This is a genomic window from Kitasatospora sp. NPDC127067 (assembly GCF_042724755.1).
Lineage (GTDB): Bacteria > Actinomycetota > Actinomycetes > Streptomycetales > Streptomycetaceae > Kitasatospora > Kitasatospora lactacystinica.
Window position 1 is genome coordinate 1 of the sequence record NZ_JBHXEM010000147.1, and the last position, 20,476, is coordinate 20,476.

The 20,476-nt window shown below is 73.0% G+C and carries 21 protein-coding genes; 13 read left to right on the plus strand and 8 right to left on the minus strand.

The genetic code is table 11. The features are described 5' to 3' along the window. Nucleotides 1-184 precede the first annotated feature (184 nt). The 5 genes from pstC (at nt 185) to ACFWJ4_RS35905 (ending at nt 6,266) form a co-directional block, all read left to right on the plus strand. Nucleotides 185-1,216, plus strand: coding sequence for a phosphate ABC transporter permease subunit PstC (pstC, locus tag ACFWJ4_RS35885; RefSeq protein WP_380552012.1), 1,032 nt, complete (start codon nt 185-187; stop codon nt 1,214-1,216). A 109-nt stretch (nt 1,217-1,325) separates the two neighbouring features. After that, nucleotides 1,326-2,564, plus strand: coding sequence for a phosphate ABC transporter permease PstA (pstA, locus tag ACFWJ4_RS35890; RefSeq protein WP_380552015.1), 1,239 nt, complete (start codon nt 1,326-1,328; stop codon nt 2,562-2,564). A gap of 38 nt (nt 2,565-2,602) precedes the next feature. After that, complete coding sequence (locus ACFWJ4_RS35895) at nt 2,603-4,417, plus strand: phosphate ABC transporter substrate-binding protein PstS (protein ID WP_380552018.1); 1,815 nt, start codon at nt 2,603-2,605, stop codon at nt 4,415-4,417. Further along, nucleotides 4,414-5,325 carry a sortase gene (locus ACFWJ4_RS35900; protein ID WP_380552021.1) on the plus strand — a complete coding sequence of 304 codons (912 nt, stop codon included), beginning with the start codon at nt 4,414-4,416 and terminating at the stop codon, nt 5,323-5,325. Before ACFWJ4_RS35895 ends, ACFWJ4_RS35900 begins: the two co-directional genes overlap by 4 nt. A 23-nt stretch (nt 5,326-5,348) precedes the next feature. Then, entirely contained in the window at nt 5,349-6,266 is a 918-nt protein-coding gene (locus ACFWJ4_RS35905) for a phosphate ABC transporter ATP-binding protein (protein ID WP_380552024.1), read from the plus strand. A gap of 76 nt (nt 6,267-6,342) precedes the next feature. On the opposite strand, the gene ACFWJ4_RS35910 is transcribed toward ACFWJ4_RS35905, so the two are convergent. Then, nucleotides 6,343-7,185: an HAD family hydrolase gene (locus tag ACFWJ4_RS35910; protein WP_380552027.1), complete on the minus strand. Its 843-nt coding sequence runs from the start codon at nt 7,183-7,185 to the stop codon at nt 6,343-6,345. 160 nt (nt 7,186-7,345) lie between these two features. On the opposite strand from ACFWJ4_RS35910, the gene ACFWJ4_RS35915 reads away from it, so the two are divergent. Continuing rightward, entirely contained in the window at nt 7,346-7,534 is a 189-nt protein-coding gene (locus ACFWJ4_RS35915; protein ID WP_359898072.1) for a hypothetical protein, read from the plus strand. A gap of 268 nt (nt 7,535-7,802) precedes the next feature. Here the strand turns inward: ACFWJ4_RS35915 and ACFWJ4_RS35920 are convergent, their stop codons facing one another. The 3 genes from ACFWJ4_RS35920 to ACFWJ4_RS35930 form a co-directional block, all read right to left on the minus strand. Continuing rightward, a complete protein-coding gene (locus tag ACFWJ4_RS35920) occupies nt 7,803-8,480 on the minus strand; it encodes a hypothetical protein (RefSeq protein ID WP_380552030.1) in 678 nt (225 codons plus the stop codon). A 94-nt stretch (nt 8,481-8,574) separates the two neighbouring features. Beyond that, on the minus strand, nt 8,575-9,147 hold the full coding sequence (locus tag ACFWJ4_RS35925) for a hypothetical protein (protein WP_380552033.1): 573 nt from the start codon (nt 9,145-9,147) through the stop codon (nt 8,575-8,577). A gap of 272 nt (nt 9,148-9,419) precedes the next feature. After that, nucleotides 9,420-9,965, minus strand: coding sequence for an RNA polymerase sigma factor (locus tag ACFWJ4_RS35930; protein ID WP_380552036.1), 546 nt, complete (start codon nt 9,963-9,965; stop codon nt 9,420-9,422). 87 nt (nt 9,966-10,052) lie between these two features. On the opposite strand from ACFWJ4_RS35930, the gene ACFWJ4_RS35935 reads away from it, so the two are divergent. The 3 genes from ACFWJ4_RS35935 (at nt 10,053) to ACFWJ4_RS35945 (ending at nt 12,645) form a co-directional block, all read left to right on the plus strand. Continuing rightward, the gene (locus ACFWJ4_RS35935; RefSeq protein WP_380552039.1) at nt 10,053-10,964 is read left to right on the plus strand and encodes a serine/threonine-protein kinase; all 912 of its coding nucleotides are present in this window, start codon (nt 10,053-10,055) and stop codon (nt 10,962-10,964) included. Between the two features lie 87 nt (nt 10,965-11,051). Next, on the plus strand, nt 11,052-11,939 hold the full coding sequence (locus tag ACFWJ4_RS35940) for an LLM class flavin-dependent oxidoreductase (RefSeq protein ID WP_380552042.1): 888 nt from the start codon (nt 11,052-11,054) through the stop codon (nt 11,937-11,939). Between the two features lie 91 nt (nt 11,940-12,030). Beyond that, the gene (locus tag ACFWJ4_RS35945) at nt 12,031-12,645 is read left to right on the plus strand and encodes a hypothetical protein (protein ID WP_359898060.1); all 615 of its coding nucleotides are present in this window, start codon (nt 12,031-12,033) and stop codon (nt 12,643-12,645) included. A 27-nt stretch (nt 12,646-12,672) separates the two neighbouring features. On the opposite strand, the gene ACFWJ4_RS35950 is transcribed toward ACFWJ4_RS35945, so the two are convergent. From ACFWJ4_RS35950 to ACFWJ4_RS35965, 4 genes are read right to left on the minus strand one after another with little or no spacing between them, the layout of a single operon-like run. Continuing rightward, a complete protein-coding gene (locus ACFWJ4_RS35950) occupies nt 12,673-13,200 on the minus strand; it encodes a hypothetical protein (RefSeq protein WP_380552045.1) in 528 nt (175 codons plus the stop codon). Further along, on the minus strand, nt 13,197-13,802 hold the full coding sequence (locus ACFWJ4_RS35955) for a hypothetical protein (protein ID WP_380552048.1): 606 nt from the start codon (nt 13,800-13,802) through the stop codon (nt 13,197-13,199). Before ACFWJ4_RS35955 ends, ACFWJ4_RS35950 begins: the two co-directional genes overlap by 4 nt. After that, a complete protein-coding gene (locus ACFWJ4_RS35960) occupies nt 13,799-16,081 on the minus strand; it encodes a hypothetical protein (RefSeq protein WP_380552051.1) in 2,283 nt (760 codons plus the stop codon). The genes ACFWJ4_RS35955 and ACFWJ4_RS35960 overlap by 4 nt, the downstream gene beginning before the upstream one ends. A 13-nt stretch (nt 16,082-16,094) precedes the next feature. Then, a complete protein-coding gene (locus tag ACFWJ4_RS35965) occupies nt 16,095-16,538 on the minus strand; it encodes a hypothetical protein (RefSeq protein ID WP_380552054.1) in 444 nt (147 codons plus the stop codon). A 215-nt stretch (nt 16,539-16,753) separates the two neighbouring features. Between ACFWJ4_RS35965 and ACFWJ4_RS35970 the strand changes: the two genes are divergently transcribed. From ACFWJ4_RS35970 to ACFWJ4_RS35985, 4 genes are read left to right on the plus strand one after another with little or no spacing between them, the layout of a single operon-like run. Next, nucleotides 16,754-17,731: an ABC transporter ATP-binding protein gene (locus ACFWJ4_RS35970; RefSeq protein WP_359898052.1), complete on the plus strand. Its 978-nt coding sequence runs from the start codon at nt 16,754-16,756 to the stop codon at nt 17,729-17,731. Beyond that, entirely contained in the window at nt 17,715-18,614 is a 900-nt protein-coding gene (locus ACFWJ4_RS35975) for an ABC transporter permease (RefSeq protein WP_380552057.1), read from the plus strand. The genes ACFWJ4_RS35970 and ACFWJ4_RS35975 overlap by 17 nt, the downstream gene beginning before the upstream one ends. A 9-nt stretch (nt 18,615-18,623) precedes the next feature. Further along, nucleotides 18,624-19,541, plus strand: a complete 918-nt coding sequence (locus tag ACFWJ4_RS35980; protein ID WP_380552060.1) for an ABC transporter ATP-binding protein — start codon at nt 18,624-18,626, stop codon at nt 19,539-19,541. Nucleotides 19,542-19,599: 58 nt separating this feature from the next. Continuing rightward, nucleotides 19,600-20,316 (plus strand): ABC transporter permease, encoded by a 717-nt coding sequence (locus tag ACFWJ4_RS35985; protein ID WP_380552063.1) that lies wholly within the window; start codon nt 19,600-19,602, stop codon nt 20,314-20,316. The last annotated feature ends 160 nt before the right edge of the window (nt 20,317-20,476 follow it).

Consider the following 20,476-nt stretch of genomic DNA (forward strand, 5'->3'; position numbering starts at 1 on the left):
GGGGGCACCCCGGCGGGGGCGAGGGTGCGTACCGGCGCCCGACCCCTGTGGTCGCGGCTGCCCCGCATGTAGCACCCCGCGCTGGGGGGGGCCGCGGTCCGGGCCCCGCCGAGCGCTTCCTCCCGCCGAGGCAGCGCCCCGGACCCTCACCGAGCACGCCCGTTCCCGAGCACGGAGAGCACACATGACATCCGCCGCTGAGCCCGCGGCACCGTACGCCGGGGCGCCACGCCAACCCGAGCACGGGCCCGATCAGGACGTCCCGCGCACCATCACCGCCCCCGCGACCCCGGGTGACCGGGTGTTCCGCGGCGTGCTGCGGTTGGCCGGCTTCTCGGTCTTCGCGATCATGGGACTGATCGCCTTCTTCCTGGTCCTGCGCGGCACCGACGCGCTGCGCGCGGTCGGCTGGTCCTTCCTGACCGAGCAGAAGTGGCAGACCGCCGCCCACAACTTCGGCATCGCCGCCGTCCTGCCCAACGGTCTGCTGATCGCGGTGATCGCGCTGGTCATCGCCGTCCCGGTGGCACTCGGCACCGCGATCTTCATCTCCGAGTACGCCCCGGTGCGCCTGCGCGCCGCGCTGATCTCGCTCGTCGACCTGATGGCGGCGATCCCCAGCATCGTCTACGGCCTGTGGGGCCTGTTCTTCCTCCAGCCGCGGATCATCGGCTTCGTCCGCTGGATGGCCAACCACCTGGGCGACGCCGTTCCCTTCCTCAAGGTGCGCATCGGCGACATCGGCACCTCGTACACCTCCTCGACCTTCATCGCCGGCGTGGTGGTCTCCCTGATGATCATCCCGATCGTCACCTCGCTCAGCCGGGAGGTCTTCTCCCAGGCCCCGCAGGGCGAGCGGGAGGGCGCGTACGCGCTGGGCTCCACCCGCTGGGGGATGGTCCGCGCCGTGGTCCTGCCGTTCGGCAAGGGCGGCGTCATCGGCGCGGTGATGCTGGGCTTCGGCCGCGCGATGGGCGAGACCATCGCCGTCGCGCTGATCATCTCGCCGAACTTCAAGGCCATCACCCACATCCTGGAGAACGGCGCCAACTCGATCTCCGCGCTGATCGCGCTGCGCTTTGGCGAGTCGGACTCGCTGTCGCTCTCCGCGCTGATGGCCGCCGGTCTGGTGCTGTTCGCGCTCACCCTGCTGGTCAACGTGCTGGCCGGGGTCGTCATCAACCGCTCGCGCTCCGGCGCCGCGACGGCGGACTGAGCATGACGAACCCCCGAACCGCCCGCGGGGACAGGGCCTGTCCACGGACGTCCGCCCGCGGGGCGACGACCGGCCCACGCAGCCACCCGAACCGTGAAGGGACCATCCGATGACCACGCTCGACCTGCCGCCGGTCGCGGTGTCCGGGCCCGCCGGTGAGCCCGCGCCCCCGGGGCCCGCCGCGGCCGGGGCCCCGGGCCCCGAGAAGAAGCTCCGGATCGGCGGCGTCACCCGCGACGACGTCCTCACCGTGGCGGGCGCGACGGCCGGCTCGCTCGCACTGGACTGGGTGCTGTACGAGCGGGTGCTGCCGTTCAGCGGCGCCTTCGGCTTCCTGCTCTGCTGGTACCTGCTCTTCCTGGCCGGCTACTACCTGCTCGGCCGGCTCCAGTGGAACCCGATGATGGTGCGGGACCGGCTGGTCGCCGTGGTCGCCTGGAGCTCCGGGCTGCTGGTGGTCGCGCTGATCGCCGACCAGATCGGCTACGTCGCCGGCCGCGGCTGGGAGGCGGCCCAGCACCTCAACTTCTTCACCGAGTCGATGGAGCACACCGGCCCGCTGGACCGGCTCACCTCCGGCGGCGCGCTCAACGCGATCGTCGGTTCGCTCGAACAGCTCGGCCTGGCAACCCTGTTCGCCGTTCCGCTGGGCATCGCGGCGGCCGTCTTCATGTCCGAGGTCGGCGGCCGGATGGCCCGCCCGGTGCGGACCCTGGTCGAGGCGATGACGGCGCTGCCGTCCATCGTGGCGGGCCTGTTCATCCTCGGCGTCGTGATCATCACCTTCGGTTTCGAGAAGAGCGGCTTCGCGGCCTCGCTCGCGCTCACCGTGATGATGATGCCGATCGTCACCCGGGCCGCCGAGGTGGTCATCCGGCTGGTGCCCGGCACCCTGCGCGAGGCCTCGTACGCGCTCGGCGGCAGCCAGTGGCGCACGGTGTGGAACGTGGTGCTGCCGACCGCCCGGCCCGGCCTGGTGACCGCCGTGGTGCTCGGCATGGCGCGCGGCGTCGGCGAGACCTCGCCGGTGCTGCTCACCTCCGGCTTCACCTCGCAGTTCAACGGCAACCCCTTCGAGGGGCACCAGGTCTCGCTGCCGCTCTACATCTGGAACTACGTCAAGCAGCCGTACGACGGCATGATCGCGCGCGGCTTCGCGGCCGGCCTGACGCTGATGGGCGTCGTGCTGGTCCTGTTCGTCACCGCGCGCGTGCTCGGCGGCCGCCGGCCCGGGCAGCTGACCCGGGCCCAGAAGCGCCGGATCGACCGGGACGCCCGCCGCCAGGAGGCGGCCGCGCTCGGCGCCATCGCCCGTCCGTACGCCCTCCACTCGCAGGCGAAGCACTGATGTCCGGACCAACCACCCTCCGTCCCCGAGGAGTTCACATGTTCCGGGAGGCCGCAAGGCGCTCCACGGCCCGGCTGCTGGCAGGGGCCATGTCCCTGTCGCTCGCCACGGCCTCCCTGCTGATCGGGCAGACCCCGGCCCACGCCGCATCGATCTCGCTGAGCGCGGACGGCTCCAGCTGGGCCGGCCCCGCCATCGACCAGTGGCGCCAGGACGTGTCCCCGCAGGGCATCCAGATCAACTTCAACCCGGTCGGCTCGGCGGCCGGCCGCACCCAGTGGTCGATCGGGCAGGACGACTTCACCGCCTCCGACGTGCCGTTCCGCTCCTCGCCGGACACCGGCCTCGGGCAGAACGGCCACGCGAACGGCGGCGGCGAGCGGGAGAACCCGGTCTACGGCTACTCCTACGTGCCGATCACCGCGGGTGGCACCACCTTCATGTACAACCTGGTGGTCGGCGGCAAGCAGGTCCGCGACCTGCGGCTCTCCCCGCAGACCATCGTGGACATCTTCACCGGCAAGATCACCAACTGGAACGACCCGAAGGTCACCAGCGACTACGGCAAGGCACTGCCCAACCTGCAGATCACCCCGGTGATCCGCTCCGACGGCTCCGGCGCCACCGCGCAGTTCACCCGCTGGATGGAGCACACCCACAAGGATCAGTGGGAGTCCTACTGCAAGGCGGTCAACGGGGTGAGCTGCGGCGACTACACCGAGTTCTTCCCGCCGTCCGGCCGGATGGTCGCGCAGAACGGCTCCGACGTGGTGGCCGGCTACATCAAGTCCCCGGGCAACGTCGGCACCATCGGCTACGACGAGTACGCGTTCGCCAAGCGCAGCAACTGGCCGGTCGTGAAGGTGCTCAACCAGGCCGGCTACTACTCGCTGCCGACCGCCTCCAACGTCGCCGTCGCGCTCACCGCCGCCAAGATCCGCGGCGTGGACGACGGCACCCCGGCGGACGACCCGAACTACCTGCAGCAGAACCTCGACGGCGTCTACACCATGGACGACCCGCGCGCCTACCCGATCTCCAGCTACAGCTACCTGATCGTGCCGCGGGCCGGGGCGGCCAACCCGCCGCCGCCGCGCTTCAACAACGACAAGGGCTCCGCCCTCAGCCGCTTCCTCTCGTACGTGCTGTGCGAGGGCCAGGGCAAGGCGGACGACCTCGGCTACTCGCCGATCCCGCGCGGCCTGGTCAAGGGCGGTCTGCTGCAGACCAGGAACATCCCCGGCAACGCCAGCCCGGTCGACCCGAACACCCTCTCCAACTGCGCCAACCCGACCTTCAACTCGGCCGGGGAGCTGACCGTCCTCAAGAACGCCCCGATGCCGAGCCCCTGCGACAAGGCCGGCACCCCGCTGGACTGCACCGTGCAGAACGGCCAGCCGGTCAAGACCGGTTCGGGCGCGGGCGGTTCCGGCGGCGCGGCCGGCGGCTCAGGCGGTGCGGCGGGCGGTTCCGGCGGCACCGGCGGGTCCGGTGGCTCCGGAGGCGGTACCGGCGGCGGCGCGGGTGGCGCCGGTACCGGTGGGGGCGCGGGAACGGCCGGCGGTGCCGGCGACCCGAACGCGGCCGGCGGCGCGGCCGGCGGTGACCCGAACGCGCCCGGCGCCGGCGACGCCACCGAGGACGTGGTCGACCCGCAGACCGGCCAGGTGGTCGCCCGCGGCCGCGGCGGCGCCACCGAGGTGGCGGCCAACGTGGTCGAGGTCAGCGGCAAGCCCGAGGACTGGATGCTGTCCTCCCTCACCGCGCTGGAACTGCTCGCCGTGGTGCTCGTCCCGCCGCTGCTCGGCCGCCGGCTGCTGCGCCGCCGCAACGGCTCGGGCGGTACCTCGTGACGGCCCCGGTGCTGGAGAAGCCGGTCGCGGTGAGCGCGCCGGAGCAGCCGGCCGCCCCTGTTGAGCCCGCCGCCCCGGCCCGGCCCGCCGTCTCCCCCGGGCGGCGGCGGTTCCTCCAGGGCGCCTGGGCGGTCAGCCTGGCCGCGGCGCTGGTGCTCGGCTTCGTCGGGTACCTGTTCACGCTCTCGCACGTCCAGCAGAAGCACTACCAGTCCACCGCGTACAAGACCTTCCGCGACCAGCTGGCCCGGGCGGTCGCCCCGACCGGCGCGGCCGCCGACGGCGACCCGGTGGCACTGCTGGACATCCCGGCGATCGGCCTGCACCGGGCCGTGGTGGTCGAGGGCACCACCGGCCGGGACCTGATGCGCGGCCCCGGCCACCGCCGGGACACCGCGCTGCCCGGCCAGCGCGGGGTCGCCGTGGTCTTCGGCCGCGGCGCCACCTTCGGCGCGCCGTTCGCCGACCTGTCCAGGCTGCGGGTCGGCGACAAGATCGAAGCCACCACCGGCCAGGGCACGTTCACCTACACCGTCAACGTGTACGGCGACGGCGACCACCCGATCGTCGACCAGGCCCGCAACCGGATGGTGCTGGTCACCGGCGACTCCGACTGGATCCCCGGCTCCACCGTGCTGATCGGCGCCCGGCTGGACGGCGACCCGCAGCAGAACCCCGGCGGCCGGCCCGCGACCGTCCCGTACGACAAGGCACTGGCCGCGGACAAGGGCGCGCTGGCCACGCTCCAGCTGTGGTCGCTCGGCCTGCTCGGCGCGGTGGCCGGCGCCCTGCTGCTGGCCCGGTACTGGCGGCGCTCGGCCGCGTACCTGAGCCTCGCGCCGGTGGTCGGCGCGCTGCTCTGGGCGGTCTACGAGAACGCCGCCGCCCTGCTGCCCAACCTCTACTGACGCGCGCCCGGAGGACCGTTCCGATGACCGACGCACCACTGACCGAAACCCCACTGGCGGCCCCCTCACCGGCCGACCCGGTCGCCGACACCATCACCCTCCCCCCGGTCGCCCCCGCCCCGTACGCCGACCGGCGGTACGCGGACGGCCACCCCGACGCCGAGCCGCTCGCCGGGCTGGAGACCCGCGACGTCTCCGCCTGGTTCGGCAGCCGCAAGGTCCTGGAGCGGGTCTCGCTGGCGATGCCGGCCGGCGAGGTCACCGCGCTGATCGGCCCGTCCGGCTGCGGCAAGTCCACCTACCTGCGGATCCTCAACCGGATGCACGAGATGGTGCGCGGCGCCGCCCTCTCCGGCGAGGTGCTGCTGGAGGGGGACGACGTCTACCGGCCCGGCCGCCGGCCCGCCGAGGTGCGGCGCCGGATCGGCATGGTGTTCCAGCGGCCCAACCCGTTCCCGGCGATGTCCATCCAGGACAACGTCTCCAGCGGGCTCAAGCTGGCCGGGATCAAGGTGTCCAAGGACGAGCGCCAGCACCTGGTCGAGACCAGCCTGCGCCGGGCCGGGCTCTGGGACGAGGTGTCCACCCGGCTGCACACCCCGGGCGGGGCGCTCTCCGGCGGCCAGCAGCAACGCCTGTGCATCGCACGGTCGTTGGCCGTCTCCCCGGACATCCTGCTGATGGACGAGCCGTGCTCCGCGCTCGACCCGACCTCCACCCGGCGGGTCGAGGAGACGATCGCCGAACTGCGCGGGCGGCTCACCATCGTGATCGTCACCCACAACATGCAGCAGGCCCAGCGCGTCTCGCAGACCTGCGCGTTCTTCCTGGCCACCCACGACACCCCGGGGCGGATCGTCGAGGCCGGGCCGACCGAGCAGATCTTCGGCAGCCCGCGCGACCAGCGGACCTCGGACTACGTCAACGGCCGCTTCGGCTAGGCCGGTTCGACCGCTGCGACCACTGCGACCGCTCCGACCGCTCCGGCCGTTCCCGGCCGGAGCGGTTCCCGTTGTCCTACCGGCCGAGGAGCCGCTCCAGCACCGCCGCGACGCCGTCCTGCTCGTTGCTCAGGGTGTGCAGCGGCACCGCCGCCAGCACCTGCGGGTGCGCGTTGGCGACGGCGTACGCGGTGCCGGCCCAGGCCAGCATCTCCAGGTCGTTCGGCATGTCGCCGAAGGCCACCACCTCGCTCCGGTCGATCCCGCGCCCGGCGCACCAGCGGGCCAGCGTGCTGGCCTTGGTGACGCCGGGCGCGCTGATCTCCAGCAGCGGGATCGCCGCCGAGCGGGTGATCTCGGCCAGGTGCCCGGCCGCCTCCCTGGCCTCGGCGAGAAACTTGTCCGGGTCGAGGTCCGGGTGCTTGGCCAGCAGCTTGAACAGGCCCCGGACCGACCCGCCGGCCCCCAGCAGCTCCTCCGCCGTGCCGACCTCGTGCTCCAGCTCGTCGCCCCACATCGGCACCGCGTACCCGGGCTCGCGGGCCCAGCCGCCCGGGTGCTCGAAGGCGAACGCGGTGCCGGGCAGCTTGGCCCGCAGCGCCTCGACCACCGCCAGGGTGGTCTCCACCGGCAGCGGGAAGGTCTCCAGCAGCTCGCCGCGCCGCACGTCCACCACCGCGCCGCCGTTCGAGCAGATCGCCACCCCGTGGCCGCCGATGTGCGGGCTCACCTGCTGCATCCAGCGCGGCGGCCGCCCGGTCACGAACACCACCTGCACCCCGGCCGCCTCGGCCGCCGCCAGCGCCGCGGCGGTGCGGTCGGAGACGGTGCCACCGGAGCAGAGCAGGGTGCCGTCCAGGTCGGTGGCGATGAGGCGGGGCGCGGTACGGGGTTCGGTCACCGGTCCATCTTCGCCCATCGGCGCGGCAGGGTCACCGGCCCGGCCCCGCGGCCACCGGCCGTCCCCGCCGTGATCAAGCCCTTCATACGCCGTTTCCGGCCGATCCCCCGGCCCCGGGGTGCCCGGCCGGCCGCGCCGGGCATGACTGCCCACGGCCACCCCGTCGGCAGGAAGAGCGATGCCCACACGCCAGCTCCGCGACCAGCCGCCCCCGACCGCCCGCCCCGACACCCGCGACCCGCGGGCGTCCGACGCCTCGCGCGACCCGGTCCTGCTCGGCGACGTCCTCTTCCACACCCTCGCCGAACTCGCCCGCCGCACCTGCGCCCCGTCCCTGCCCGCCCAGCGCACCCGCCCGCACCCCTAGGCCCTCTCTTTCGGATCACGCCAGGCGGTCGCCGCCGGAGCACGCACCTCGCCGGCTTGTCGTCGGTCGCCGATGGCCCCCAGCCTGGCGGCCGGGAGGTGCCCCCACCGCATGGACTCCCTCCTCCGCACCGCCGATGCACGCACTCCAACGACGCCCACTGGTCCGACGTGATCCGAAAGAGAGGGCCTGGCACCGTGCCGTGCGGCCCGCCCCCGCCCGGCGGCGCGGGCGGAGCCGGGCCGCCGGGCGGGGGCGGGGCCGCCGTTCAGGAGGAAAGGCGGTTCAGTGCCGCGGTGGTGATGCCTTCGACGGCGGCCGGGGTGGAGCCGGGCTGGCCGGTGAGCTCGACGATGGCGACCCTGGTGCCGCTGCGCAGGACCGCGACCCCGCCGACGGCGGTGCCGTCGCCGTTGTAGGCCGGGTACCAGCGGGCGGTGCCGCCGGTGGCGGTCAGGCTGTGGGCCGCGCCGTAGTACCAGTGGCCGGCGGGCTCGTCCTGGCAGCCCTCGACGAGCGCGACGAGCTGCTGCTCCCAGGTGGCGGCCGCGGTCCCGGTGGGGGCGTTCGCGGCCGACTCGATCAGCATGCCCTTGGTGTCCAAGGTCCAGTGCACGGACGCGTACGCGGTGGCCTTGTCCTTGGTCAGGTCGTGCATCGTCTCCTCGCCGGAGCACGCGGACAGCCCCTGGCGTCCGGTCAGCTCGATGGTCGCGCCGACCGGGTTCATGCCCTTCTGGAAGTCCTCGCTCTGGACGAGGTGGGCGGAGCCGAGTCCGGGCGCGGCGACCGCGGTGCGCTGCGCGGCGGCGTGCGCGGCCCCGTCGGCGGTGGCCGACTGGGTGCCGACGACGCTGGCCGTGATCAGTGCGGCGGCGAAGCAGGCCGCGGCGGCGATCCGGTTGCGGCGAACGGACTTCTGCTGGACGGTCCGGTTCTCGGTCATCTGGTCCCCCTGCTGGTCGGGACGCCTGCTGCGTCCTCGTACAACCGGGGAGATGCCGCCGGGGGAGGGAAAGCCGGAGCCCGGACCGGCTGTTTCACAGCTGTGACAGAGCGGCCCTGACGACGTGGTCCATCGCGGCCGTGCCCAGGCAGGCGTGGACGTTCAGCACTCCGTAGTGGCTGCCGCTGCGCAGCACGGCGATGCCGCCGCAGGGCTCCTTGCCCTCGGGCGCTCTGCCGGTGGTATTGAGGGTTCCCTCGTAGGTACCCATCCAGCTCGCGGTGGCGTCCGGGGCGAGCTGCAGTGTCGTGGTCCTTCCGTAGACCCAGTGCCCTGGCGGTTCCTCCTTGCAGGGCACCTCCTCCAGCAGCAGGCGCTCGGTGAAGTTCTGCGCCAGGGAAGGGCTCGGGGCCTCGGCGGCGACCTCGCGGGCGACCTGGTCGACGCGGTCGGCGGCCGGCGGGGGGTCGCCTGGTTCGGTGCGGGGGATGGTCGTCAGTCCGCGGAAGTGGGCGCCGGTCCCGCTCAGGGTCTGTTTGAGGGTCGTCTCGCCGGAGCAGGCCGAATTGGCGTCAAACCCGTCGCCGTACCAGTCGGTGACGTGGATCTGCCCGATGCGGATGTCCGGGCTGAACGCCGCGGGGTCCACAAGGTTCGCGGTCGTCATCGGCCCGGTCGCACCGGTCGGAGAGGCGGAGCCGGAGGCCGAGGACGCGGGCGTCGGGCCGGACCCGCCGGGCGTCGCGGGAGCGGACGCGCCCTGGGACGCCCCGCCGACCGCGGCACCCGACCGTGCTGCCGGGGGCGGAGTGGCGCCGGGGGGCGGTGGCAGGACGAACCGGCCGGCCGCCAGCCCGAGCGCGGCGGCCGCCACCAGGGCGGCGACGGCGGACCGGCGCCGGACGGCGACGCGGCCGCGGCCCGCCGGAGGGGCGCCGTTCACAGGCCGGTGACCAGGCGCTCGCGCATGAAGTGGCGGGCCCGGTCGATACGGTCCTTGACCGTACTCAACGGGGCGTCCAGCTGCTCGGCCACCTGGACGTAGGTCAGGTCGCCCAGGTCGCGCAGCACGAAGGCCTCCACCAGGGCGGGGTGCTGCTGTTCCAGCGCGGCCAGCGCCTCCATCAGGTCGAGCCGGGTCCCGGCGATGACGCTGGTGGTGCGCGGGTCGACGGACTCGGGGAGGTCGGCGTGGCTGTCCTCGGCGCGCCGGCGCATCGAGCGGTAGGTGGACCGGGCGGCGTTCGAGGCGATCACCGTCACCCAGCCCTGGAAGGAGCCGCGGCCGCCGTAGTCGCCCAGGTGCGTGCTGATGGACAGCAGCGCGTCCTGCGCCGCCTCCTCCGCGTCGGCGTGGTGGGGCAGGAAGCGCGAGCAGCGGCGCAGCACCACCGGCCGCAGCTTGGCCAGCAGGTACTCCATCGACCCCGGGTCCCCCGCCCGAGCAGCCGCCACGAGCCGTTCCAGCTCGCCTTCCTCGAACATCCGGATCCCCCCGTTTCGTCCCGCCCGGCATGCCGTCCGTCGAACGGGAGTTCCGCACTCCCCCCGACTCCGGCAGAATGCTGCCACATGCGCAAGCTCGGCCGTTACCTCCTTCTGGAGCGGCTCGGAGCCGGCTCCTTCGCGACGGTCTGGAAGGCCTACGATCCGGAGCTCGACACCGACGTCGCGGTGAAGGTGCTGGCCGAGAACTGGGCCGCCAACGCCGATGTGCGCGAGCGGTTCCTGGCGGAGGCGAGGCTGCTGCGCCGGATCGCCAGCCCCCGGGTGGTCCGGGTGCACGACGTCGGGGTGCAGGAGGACCGGCCCTACTTCGTCATGGACTACGTACGCGGCGGCACCCTGGCGGACCGGGTCGGCCAGTGCGACCCGCAGGAGGCGCTGCGGCTGGCCGCGGAGGCGGGCTACGCGGTCCAGGTCCTGCACGAGGCGGGCGTGGTGCACCGCGACGTCAAGCCGTCCAACCTGCTGCTCGCCACCGGCCCCGCGCCCGCCGCGGTGCTGGTGGCCGATCTGGGCAGCGCGAAGCAACTGGCCGACGCGTCCGGGCTGACGGTGACCACGGGCACGCCCGCGTACATGGCACCGGAACAGGCCTTCCAGACCGGCGGGTTCGACGGGAGGGCCGACGTGTACGCGCTGGCCGTCGTGGCCTACGAGCTGCTGACCGGGCAGAAGCCGTTCGGCCCGGGCGGACGCGCCACAGCCCTGATGACCGGCCGGTCCACCGCCTCGACGCTGCCGGTGCTCCCGGCCGGAACGGAGCTCCCGCCGAACATCGCCCTGCTGCTACGGGCCGCGATGTCCGTCGAGCCGGCGGACCGACCGCCGACCGCCCAGGCCTTCGCGGACGCGCTGCTGGCTCCGGTCCCGCAGTCCCGGCGCCTGGAAGGCCCGGGGTGGCTGACCCCGCGCGCGGTCTGTCTGGCGTCGGGCGCGGTGTTCACGGCGACGACCCTGCTGAGCTGGCTGCGGCGTTGAACCCGACAGGGAGCCGGTCCGCACCGGCCCGAACGGCGGCCCCGACGAGCGGGCCCGGCCGCTGACGGCTGCCGTAGGGTCGGTGGTATGCGACTGAGCACCGTGATCCTCCCCGTCCACCGGTGGAGCGAAGGGCAGAAGATCTGGCGGCGGGCCGAGGACCTCGGCTTCCACACCGCGTACACCTACGACCACCTGTCGTGGCGGTCCTTCCAGGACGAGCCGTGGTTCGGCTCGCTGCCGACGCTGACGGCGGCGGCCTGCGCCACCGAGCGGCTGCGCCTGGGCACCCTGGTGACCTCGCCGAACTTCCGGCACCCGGTGACGCTGGCGAAGGAGCTGATCACGCTGGACGACGTGTCCGGCGGCCGGTTCACGCTGGGGATCGGGGCCGGCGGGACGGGCTTCGACGCGACGGCGCTGGGGCAGGAGGCGTGGTCGCCGCGGGAGCGGGCGGACCGGCTGGGGGAGTTCGTGCCGCTGCTGGACGAGCTGCTGCGCAGCGACGCCACCACGCGCGAGGGCACGTACTACTCGGCGGTCGAGGCGCGGAACGTCCCCGGCTGCGTGCAGCGGCCGCGGCTGCCGTTCTACGTGGCGGCGACCGGCCCGCGCGGGCTGCGGCTGGCCGCCGAGCACGGGCAGGGCTGGGTGACGTACGGCGACCCGAAGGGCCCGGCGGACGTGCCCGTCGAGCAGGCGCCCGGCGTGGTCGCGCGGCAGATCGAGAAGCTGACGGCCGCCTGCGAGGAGCGGGGCCGGGACGTCGCGACGCTGGAGAAGGTGCTGCTCCAGGGCTCGACCGCGGAGAAGCCGCTGCAGTCGGTGGAGGCCTTCGTGGACTGGGCGGGCACCTACCGGGAGCTGGGCGTCACCGAGCTGGTGATCCACTGGCCGATCCCCGACTCGATCTTCGAGAACGACCTCGCCGTCTTCGAGGAGATCGCCACCGAGGGCCTCGCCCGGCTGGGCTGAGCCCCGTCGGCGGGGCGGGCGTCGGCCCGGGGCGCTAGTCTGTCGGCCGCATACCGAACTGATCATGCGTCACCACGGGGGTTCCTTCGTCATGCCTTCTTCCAGCTCCGGCTCCAGGAGACTTCTCGCCACCGCGCTGGTCGCCGCCGCGGCGTTCGGCCTGGCCGCCTGCGGCCCCGACGACAGCGCGGACCAGGGCGCGGGAGGCGGGGCGACCACCGCCGCCTCCGCCGCGCCCACCGCCGCCCCGGCCGGCGCCGCGAGCCAGGCGCCGAGCGGCAAGCCCGCGGGGACCGGCAAGCCCGCCGCGACGGGCACGCCGTCCGCCGACGGCGAGCCGGAGGGCTTCTGCACCCACGGGCCGCTGCCCGCCGGGCAGAAGTGGGTCTACCCGGCGAAGGGCACCAGCGCGACGACCCTGGTCTACAAGGACACCAAGGACGCCTGCGGCGTGAACGACGTCGTCTTCGAGCCGGTGGGCGCGGACAAGAGCGCCCCGTTCGCGCCCACCGCCAAGGGCCACCTGAGCTCGGTGCTGGCCCCGCCGAAGGACGTCAACCTGGCCGACCTGGTGAAGCACGTCAACGAGTGCCTCGCCGCGCCGCACAACGAGAAGGGCTCGTACCCCTGCTCGGCCGGTGACTACAAGGTGGCGATCGACGCCTCCGGCAAGGTCACCGAGCTGTGGGAGCGGGCCCACAGCTGACGGGCGCCGGGAGCGGCGCCGGCCGGCTCACATCACTTCGAGCCGTTCGGCGCCGCCCGCGCAGCCGAGCTGCCGTTCGGCGGCCCGCTCGGCGAAGCCGCCCGCCAGTTCTCCCATCCGCTTCCGGCCGGGGCCGTCGGGAAGGTGCCCGCCGTCCTTCACGGTGATCCTGAGGACGGCCCGGTAGGCCTCGGTCCGGCCGTTCACCGAGCAGCCGAAGGCGGCCGCTCCGAGGGTGTCGCCGCCGGACCGCACGTCCCCGAACTCCGCGTCGGCGGTCAGCGACCGCCCGTCCTCTCCGGAGATCCGGCAGTGCAGGGACGGCTTGACCTCGGCCGTCGCCGACGTGTACTCCGTGACCGCGAAGACCCGGGGGGCCCGGCCGAGCAGCTCGGCGACGGCCGGGTCGTCCAGCAGACCCCGGCACTCCCCGTGCGACAGGGACACGGCCGGTGGCCGGTACGCGTCGTGGTCGAGGTACAGGTGCCAGCCGAGCAGGCCGCCGCCGAGCAGCAGCGCCGCTGCGCCGGCGAGCAGCGCCTGGGAACGCTTCATGAGCACCGGTCCTTCCTCGCCTCCACCAGCGCGGCCCGGGTGAGCTCTTCGAGGTCGGCCCGGCCGCCGTCGCCGGAGGCGCGGGCGGCCTCCCCGGCGGTGACCTCCAGCTGGACGTAGTCGTTCGAGGTGTACTTCCCGCCCAGGCAGCTCGCGGCCACGGCGGCGCCGCCCGGCCACGAAGTGCCGAGGCCGGCGATGTCGAAGCCGCGCGCCTGCGGGTGCTTGGCGCCCTCGGCGGTGAGGGCGAGCTCGCCCTGGCGCCGGACGGACGTGAAGGTGATCGCGCTGCGTCCGTCGACCCGGATGACACAGGTCTGCGGGTCCTGGCCGATGAGGGCCTTCGTCCGCTCCTCCACGTCCTGGCCGCCGTCGGGCAGCAGCCGTGCGAGCGGGGTGCCGGCGCCGGTGGGCATCCGGCAGAGGTGGGCGGCCCGGCCGGGCGGGTCGGCGGGGCGGTGGCCCCGCCAGTCCAGGTAGCCGACGGCCCCGGCCCCCGCCACCGCGAGGACGAGCACGCGGGGGAGCCACCACCGGCTGTCGAGGCGCCACCCCCACCGGTTCGTCAGGAAGCGGCCCCACCGGGCCGCGAGGTCCTTCACGCGCCGCCCTTCGCGTGGTTGACGTGGTTGTTGACGACTCCGTTGCTGTAGCCGTTCATCACGTTGATCCCGGCGCTCTCGGCGAGGCGGTTGACGTCCTCGCGGCTCATCCCGGAGGTGCCGCCGGCGTCCTTGACGGCCTGCTTGACGCTGCCCACCGCCTGGTTCTGTCCACTCGCGTTCTCGTCGCGCGCCGTCTGGTCGCCGGCCGCCGTGGTGTCCTGCTTGTTGGCCTCGATCACGCTCTCGGCGATCGAGTCGAGGATCTGGTCGGCGACCTCGCCGCCCAGCGGGATCTTGTCCGTCACGGTGCCGATGACGGCGCTGAAGGCGTCCTTGCCGTAGCCGACGTTCTTCTCCAGCGCCTCGTTGAACTCCTTGTCGGACTCGGCGTGCTTGTAGTGCACCTCGTCGACCCGGGCCTCGTTGAGGATGCCGCTGGTGATCCCGCCGGCGTGGGCGATGTTGTTGATGTCGACGTTGAGCCGGGCGAAGTCGGTCTGCCCGCCGTCCATGTGGCCGCGGATGAGGGCGGTGGTGTACGCCTGGTTGGCGTTGACCACGGCGCCGTAGGACTCCGGATCGCGTCCGAGCGCGTCCATCAGCCCCTCCACGGAGGACTTGCCGAGGTTGGCCGGCGAGCCGTTGACCGGCAGCTCGTGGGTGAGGGCGAGCGCGTTCTGCACGTCGCCGATGTACTCGGCGGTCATGTGCCCGAGGCTGCCCCGCATGGCGGCGAGCTTGCCGTCGCCCTTGATGTCGTCCAGTCCGCCGTCGTCGCCGTGCCGGCCGAAGGTGTCCACGACCCGCTTCATCAGGTCGGCCTGCTCGGTGGTGTGCCGCTCCGGCGGGACGGGGCCGGGCTCGTCGTACGGGTGGCCGGTGGTGGCGGCCTCCAGGGCGCGGCCGAAGGCGGCCGGCCCGGCCTGCTTGCTCGCGTCCCACACCTTGGAGTCCCGCGAGGTCGTGTCCGGGATCCAGTCCTTGTCGTGGGCGTAGTAGTCGAAGTAGTCCGAGGGCTTGGGCTTGCCGCCCTGGTTGACCGTGCCGTCCTGGTTGTACGCGGTCGGCTGCTCGGTGAAGAACTTGTTGGCGGCCTCCGGGCTGTGCGCGAGCGCCTCCAGGACGGCGGTGGTGGGACGGAAGCCGGAGCCCGCCTCGTCGCCCCCGGTCAGGTTGAAGCCCTGGATCTTGGAGCCGGGCGGCGGGGCCGGCCAGTACCTGTCCTGGGGGTCGAGCTGGGTGACGTGCTCGGCGATCGGGTTGATGAAGTGGGCGTCGTAGTTGCCGTTCATCAGGATGCCGGAGAGCACCTGGTAGCCGTACGGCACGTAGTCGAGGCCGGAGGCCCGGTAGGGCTTGTCCCAGACCGGCTGGGAGCCGGCCTTGCGCAGCGCGGCGGACCACTCGTCCGACAGGTGCGGCTCGTTGGTGGTGCGGGTGGCGGTGGCGAGGGTGAGCCCGAGGTTCTTCTGGAGGTCCTGGTAGGCCTTCCAGCGCGGGGACTTGTCGTCGCGGGGGTGCGCCGGGTCGCCGACCATGCCGTTCCAGGACTTGATCAGGCCGTCCGGGCCGAGGTCCTGGTAGAACTTGGTGGCGAACTTCGGGTCGCTGCCGTGCGAGGCCAACAGCGAGTTCAGCTCGGTGAGTTCGGGCTCGGTGATGTCCCCGCCCTTGGCGGCGAGCTGGGCGGCGCGCTTGCCGTCGGCCTCGGGGCCGGAGCCGATGGCCTTGCCGTTGAACGACTTCGCTCCGTCCGTCATGCTGTCGGAGCGCAGCGCCCAGGCGATCCGCTCGTCGGCGGCGGCGGCCTCCGCGACGGCGGCGTCGATCGCCTTGCGGGCGGCCTCCGCCTTGTCGCCCCACTCCTTCTGGTAGTCCCGCATGGCCTCGTAGTCGTGCCGGGTGGCGTTGTCGGCCGGGGGCCAGCTCACGGTGCCGTTGTCGGTGACGGTCAGTCCGGCCGTGCGGGCGTCCGCGACCGCCTTGTCCAGCTTGGTCTTCGCCGCCTTGAACTCGGTGGACGCCTCCTTGAAGGTGGAGGCGAAGGCGTTGGCCTCGGTGACGGCGGCGGTCAGCTGCTCATTGGTGCGCTGCAGGCCGGGGCGGGCCTGGTCGGCCGCGGGGCCGGTCCAGCAGGCGGAGTTGACCTTGGCGATCACCGTGGTGTCCCAGTCGCCGTCCATCGCCTGGAGCTTCTGGGCCACGGTGGTCCAGGCGGTGGCGGCGGTGTCCAGGACGCCGAAGTCGGCGGTGCTGAGCTCGTGGAAGTCGACCATCGCTGCTCTTCTCTCAGGCGCCGAGGTCGTGCTGGACGGCCGACTCGTTCTGGCGGTAGTTGGTGGCGGTGGCGCGCAGCGCCTGGGTGGTCTGCCCGATGGTGCCGCCGAGCGCGGCGACGCACTGGTCCCAGGTGCCGGCGGCGCCCGCCGCGGCCTTTCCGGTGCTCCAGTTGGCGAGCGAGGTGGAGACCTTGGTGGTGGCCTCGTCGGCGCCCCGGCCGTCGGTGTTGAGGCGGGCGTGGATCTGGTCGGAGTTGTTCCCCGCAGTGGTCAGCGCGTTGGTGTCGGCGCTGAAGCCGGTCCCGCCCCCGCCGCCTCCCCCGCCCGGTGCCGAGGCCGAGTTGATCTGCGTGCGGGCCGCCTCCTGGGCGCGGGCCCGGTCGGTCAGGTTCCCGTCCGCGTCGTAGGCCCAAGGGTTCATCATCCGGTCGAACGCGGTCGCCCGATCAGACATGTCGATCGATCCCCTCCCGTGCCGGCACGCTGTTCCGGCACCCCCGTTGGCAAAGAATGTGGCAAGTACGTCAAGAGTTCGACAAAGGGTACAGGCGGGTTCCGGTTTTGCCGAACCCCTAGGGGAGCGGGGGGCCGACGTCATACCGCAGCAGCAGACGGGCTCGTCATTCGAGCTCATGACCCCTGCCGCACAAGACCGTTACGGTGGTCGGCGTGTCCACAGCTGTCATCAAGACGGACGGCCTCACCAAGAGGTTTCCCCGGGTCACCGCGCTCGACCAGCTCACCGTCGAGGTGCGGCCGGGTGTGGTCGGCCTGGTCGGGGCCAACGGCGCGGGCAAGTCCACTCTCATCAAGATCCTTCTCGGGCTCGCCCCGGCGACCTCCGGCCGGGGCGAGGTCCTCGGCCTGGACGTCGCCACCCGCGGGTCCGAGATCCGCGCGCAGGTCGGCTACATGCCCGAGCACGACTGCCTGCCACCGGACGTCTCCGCGACCGAGTTCGTGGTGCACATGGCCCGGATGGCGGGCCTGCCCGCCACCGCCGCCCGTGAGCGCACCGCGGACACCCTGCGGCACGTCGGCCTCTACGAGGAGCGGTACCGCCCGATGGGCGGCTACTCGACCGGCATGAAGCAGCGGGTCAAGCTCGCCCAGGCGCTGGTGCACGACCCGAAGCTGGTGCTGCTGGACGAGCCGACCAACGGCCTCGACCCGGCCGGCCGGGACGAGATGCTGGGGCTGATCCGCCGGGTGCACACCGACTTCGGCATCTCGGTGCTGGTCACCACCCACCTGCTCGGCGAACTGGAGCGGACCTGCGACCACCTGGTCGTGATCGACGGCGGCAAGCTGCTGCGCTCCTCCTCCACCGCCTCCTTCACCGAGGCGACGGCCGTCCTCGCGGTCGAGGTCGGCGACCACCCGGAGGACCACGGCCTGGAGCCGGGCCCGGCGGTCCGCGAGCGGCTCGCCGCGGTCGGCCTGTCCGTCCAGTCCGAGGGTTCGCACCAGCTGCTGGTCCGGCTGGCCGACGAGTCGACGTACGACACCATCCGCGACGCCGTCGCCGAACTGGGCCTCGGCCTGGTCCGGTTGGAACAGCGCCGGCACCGGGTCGCCGAACTCTTCACCGACTCCCAGGACACCGAGCAGAGCAAGGGAGGGACGAACGATGGCGCTGCCTCCTGAGACCAGGTCCGCCGACACCGGCGTCATCCACGACATCGGCTACCGCGGCTACACCGGCCCCCGGCTCGGCCGTTCCTACGCGACCCGCGCGCTCTTCACCCAGAGCCTGCGCGCCGCGTACGGCCTCGGCCGCTCCGGCAAGTCCAAGGTGCTGCCGATGCTGGTGCTGGGCGTGGTGACCGTACCCGCGCTGATCATGGTGGCGCTCTCGGTCGTGATGAAGCGCGAGGAACTGCCGGTCGAGTACGCCGGCTACCTCTCCATGCTCAGCCTGGTGGTCTCGGTCTTCCTCGCCTCCCAGGCGCCGGTACTGCTCTCCCGGGACCTTCGCTACCAGACCGTCCCGCTCTACTTCTCCCGCCCGATCACCCGCACCGACTACGTCCGGGCCAAGTTCGGCGCCATGGTCTGCGCCCAACTGCTGCTGATGGCGGCCCCGTTGCTGGTGCTGTACATCGGCGCGCTGCTCGGCGGGATGGACTTCGGGCACAACACCGGGCACTTCCTGTACGGCCTGGTCGCGGCCGTCCTGTACGCGGTGGTGCCGACCTCGGTCGCCCTGGTGATCGCGGCCGCCACCCCGCGCCGCGGCTTCGGGGTGGCCGCCATCATGGGCTACCTGGCGGTCAGCGCCGCCCTGGGCGCCGCCGCGGTCGGGATCAGCAACCCCAGCACGACCGGCTCCGACACCGCGCAGTGGATGTCGCTGATCTCGCCCACCGACCTGGTGGAGTCCCTGGTCAACGAACTGTTCGGCCTCGGTGAGGGATTCGACCGCCGGCACGCGCCGGGCGGCCTGGGCCTCGCCGTGTTCGCGCTCGTCGCGGTGGCCATGGTGGTCGGCTCGTACCGGCTGCTGCTGCGCCGCTACCGGAACGTCTGAGAGGGCGGCATGGCCACCATCAGCATCGACAAGGTCTCCCGCTGGTTCGGGAACGTGGTCGCGGTCAACGACATCACCATGTCCATCGGCCCCGGCATCACCGGCCTGCTCGGCCCCAACGGGGCGGGCAAGTCCACCCTCATCCACATGATGAGCGGCTTCCTGGCCCCCTCCAGCGGCTCCGTCACCCTGGACGGCGCGCCGATCTGGCGCAACCAGCAGGTGTACCGGCAGATCGGCCTGGTGCCCGAGCGGGAGTCGATGTACGACTACCTGACCGGCTGGGAGTTCGTTCTCGCCAACGCCGAACTGCACGGCCTGCCCCAGCCGGGCGCCGCCGCCGCCCGGGCGCTGGACCTGGTGGAGATGGCCTACGCCAAGGACCGCCGCACCGGCACCTACTCCAAGGGCATGAAGCAGCGGGTCAAGATGGCCTCCGCACTGGTCCACGACCCGTCCGTCCTGCTGCTCGACGAGCCCTTCAACGGCATGGACCCGCGCCAGCGGCTCCAGCTGATGGACCTGCTGCGCCGCTTCGGCGCGGACGGCCGGACCGTGCTGTTCTCCTCCCACATCCTGGAGGAGGTCGAGCAGCTGGCCCGGCACATCGAGGTGGTGGTCGCCGGACGGCACGCCGCCTCGGGTGACTTCCGCAAGATCCGCCGGCTGATGACCGACCGCCCGCACCGCTACCTGGTCCGCTCCAGCGACGACCGCCGGCTCGCCGCCGCGCTGATCGCCGACGGCTCGACCACCGGCATCGAGGTGGACGAGCGGGAGCGGGCGCTGCGGATCGAAGCGGTGCACTTCCAGGGCTTCACCACCCTGCTGCCCAGGGTCGCCCGGGAGGCCGGCATCCGGCTGTACACCGTCTCCCCGGCGGACGAATCGCTGGAGAGCGTCTTCTCCTACCTGGTCTCCGCATGAGCGGGCACGTGAGCGCCGCCGCCAGGACCGTCGTTGCCCAGGAAGGGGCGGACCGACCATGAACCCCACCGTCGCCAGGCTGACCCTGCGCGGGCTGCTGGGCCGCCGCCGCGGCCTGCTGCTGCTGGTGGTCCCCGCCCTGCTGCTGGTCGTCGCGGCCATCGCCAGTGTGTCCAGCGCCGACCCCCACGAGACGGCCGGCAACATCCTCGGGGCCCTCGGCCTCGGCACCCTGATCCCGATCCTCGGGCTGGTCGTCGGCACCGGGGTGATCGCCAACGAGATCGACGACGGCTCGATCGTCTACCTGCTCGCCAAGCCGCTGCCCCGGTGGCGGATCGTCACCACCAAGCTGGTCGTCGCGATCGGCGTCACCTGGCTGTTCTCGGTCGTCCCGACGCTGCTGGCCGGGCTGCTGCTGGTCGGCACCCAGGACGGCGTGGCGCTCGGCTACACCGTGGCGGTGCTGGTCGCCGGCGCCGCGTACAGCGCGCTGTTCCTGCTGCTCGGTGTGGTCACCCGGCACGCGGTGGTGGCCGGGCTCGCGTACGCCCTGATCTGGGAGTCGACGGTCGGCAACTTCGTCGAGGGCGCCCGCACGCTGAGCATCCAGCAGTGGGGCCGCTCGGTGGCCGAGGCGGTCGCCGGGCAGAATGCGATCAGCTCCGACGTCTCGCTCGCGGCGGCCGTGCCGCTGCTGCTGGTGGTCACCGTCGCGGCGACGGTGTTCGCCTCGGTGAAGCTGGCCGGGATGACGCTGGCCGGCGAGGAGTGAGCCCGGCCCGGCACTGAGCCCCCGTACGGCAGTGGGCCCGCTACGGCGGTGGACCCGGTACGGCAGTGGGGGCGGGCGGGGCGGGGGGTGGGGGGGGGGCCCAGCGCCGCGCTCCGACGCTCAGCCGCCGGGCCCAATCCACAGAAAGAAAAAAAAAGAA

Coding starts and splice junctions, on each gene's coding strand:
- pstC (WP_380552012.1), top strand. CDS start 185: ATGACATCCGCCGCTGAGCCCGCGGCACCGTACGCCGGGGCGCCACGC.
- pstA (WP_380552015.1), top strand. CDS start 1,326: ATGACCACGCTCGACCTGCCGCCGGTCGCGGTGTCCGGGCCCGCCGGT.
- ACFWJ4_RS35895 (WP_380552018.1), top strand. CDS start 2,603: ATGTTCCGGGAGGCCGCAAGGCGCTCCACGGCCCGGCTGCTGGCAGGG.
- ACFWJ4_RS35905 (WP_380552024.1), top strand. CDS start 5,349: ATGACCGACGCACCACTGACCGAAACCCCACTGGCGGCCCCCTCACCG.
- ACFWJ4_RS35910 (WP_380552027.1), bottom strand. CDS start 7,185: ATGGGCGAAGATGGACCGGTGACCGAACCCCGTACCGCGCCCCGCCTC.
- ACFWJ4_RS35915 (WP_359898072.1), top strand. CDS start 7,346: ATGCCCACACGCCAGCTCCGCGACCAGCCGCCCCCGACCGCCCGCCCC.
- ACFWJ4_RS35920 (WP_380552030.1), bottom strand. CDS start 8,480: ATGACCGAGAACCGGACCGTCCAGCAGAAGTCCGTTCGCCGCAACCGG.
- ACFWJ4_RS35925 (WP_380552033.1), bottom strand. CDS start 9,147: ATGACGACCGCGAACCTTGTGGACCCCGCGGCGTTCAGCCCGGACATC.
- ACFWJ4_RS35930 (WP_380552036.1), bottom strand. CDS start 9,965: ATGTTCGAGGAAGGCGAGCTGGAACGGCTCGTGGCGGCTGCTCGGGCG.
- ACFWJ4_RS35935 (WP_380552039.1), top strand. CDS start 10,053: ATGCGCAAGCTCGGCCGTTACCTCCTTCTGGAGCGGCTCGGAGCCGGC.
- ACFWJ4_RS35940 (WP_380552042.1), top strand. CDS start 11,052: ATGCGACTGAGCACCGTGATCCTCCCCGTCCACCGGTGGAGCGAAGGG.
- ACFWJ4_RS35945 (WP_359898060.1), top strand. CDS start 12,031: ATGCCTTCTTCCAGCTCCGGCTCCAGGAGACTTCTCGCCACCGCGCTG.
- ACFWJ4_RS35950 (WP_380552045.1), bottom strand. CDS start 13,200: ATGAAGCGTTCCCAGGCGCTGCTCGCCGGCGCAGCGGCGCTGCTGCTC.
- ACFWJ4_RS35960 (WP_380552051.1), bottom strand. CDS start 16,081: ATGGTCGACTTCCACGAGCTCAGCACCGCCGACTTCGGCGTCCTGGAC.
- ACFWJ4_RS35965 (WP_380552054.1), bottom strand. CDS start 16,538: ATGTCTGATCGGGCGACCGCGTTCGACCGGATGATGAACCCTTGGGCC.
- ACFWJ4_RS35975 (WP_380552057.1), top strand. CDS start 17,715: ATGGCGCTGCCTCCTGAGACCAGGTCCGCCGACACCGGCGTCATCCAC.
- ACFWJ4_RS35980 (WP_380552060.1), top strand. CDS start 18,624: ATGGCCACCATCAGCATCGACAAGGTCTCCCGCTGGTTCGGGAACGTG.
- ACFWJ4_RS35985 (WP_380552063.1), top strand. CDS start 19,600: ATGAACCCCACCGTCGCCAGGCTGACCCTGCGCGGGCTGCTGGGCCGC.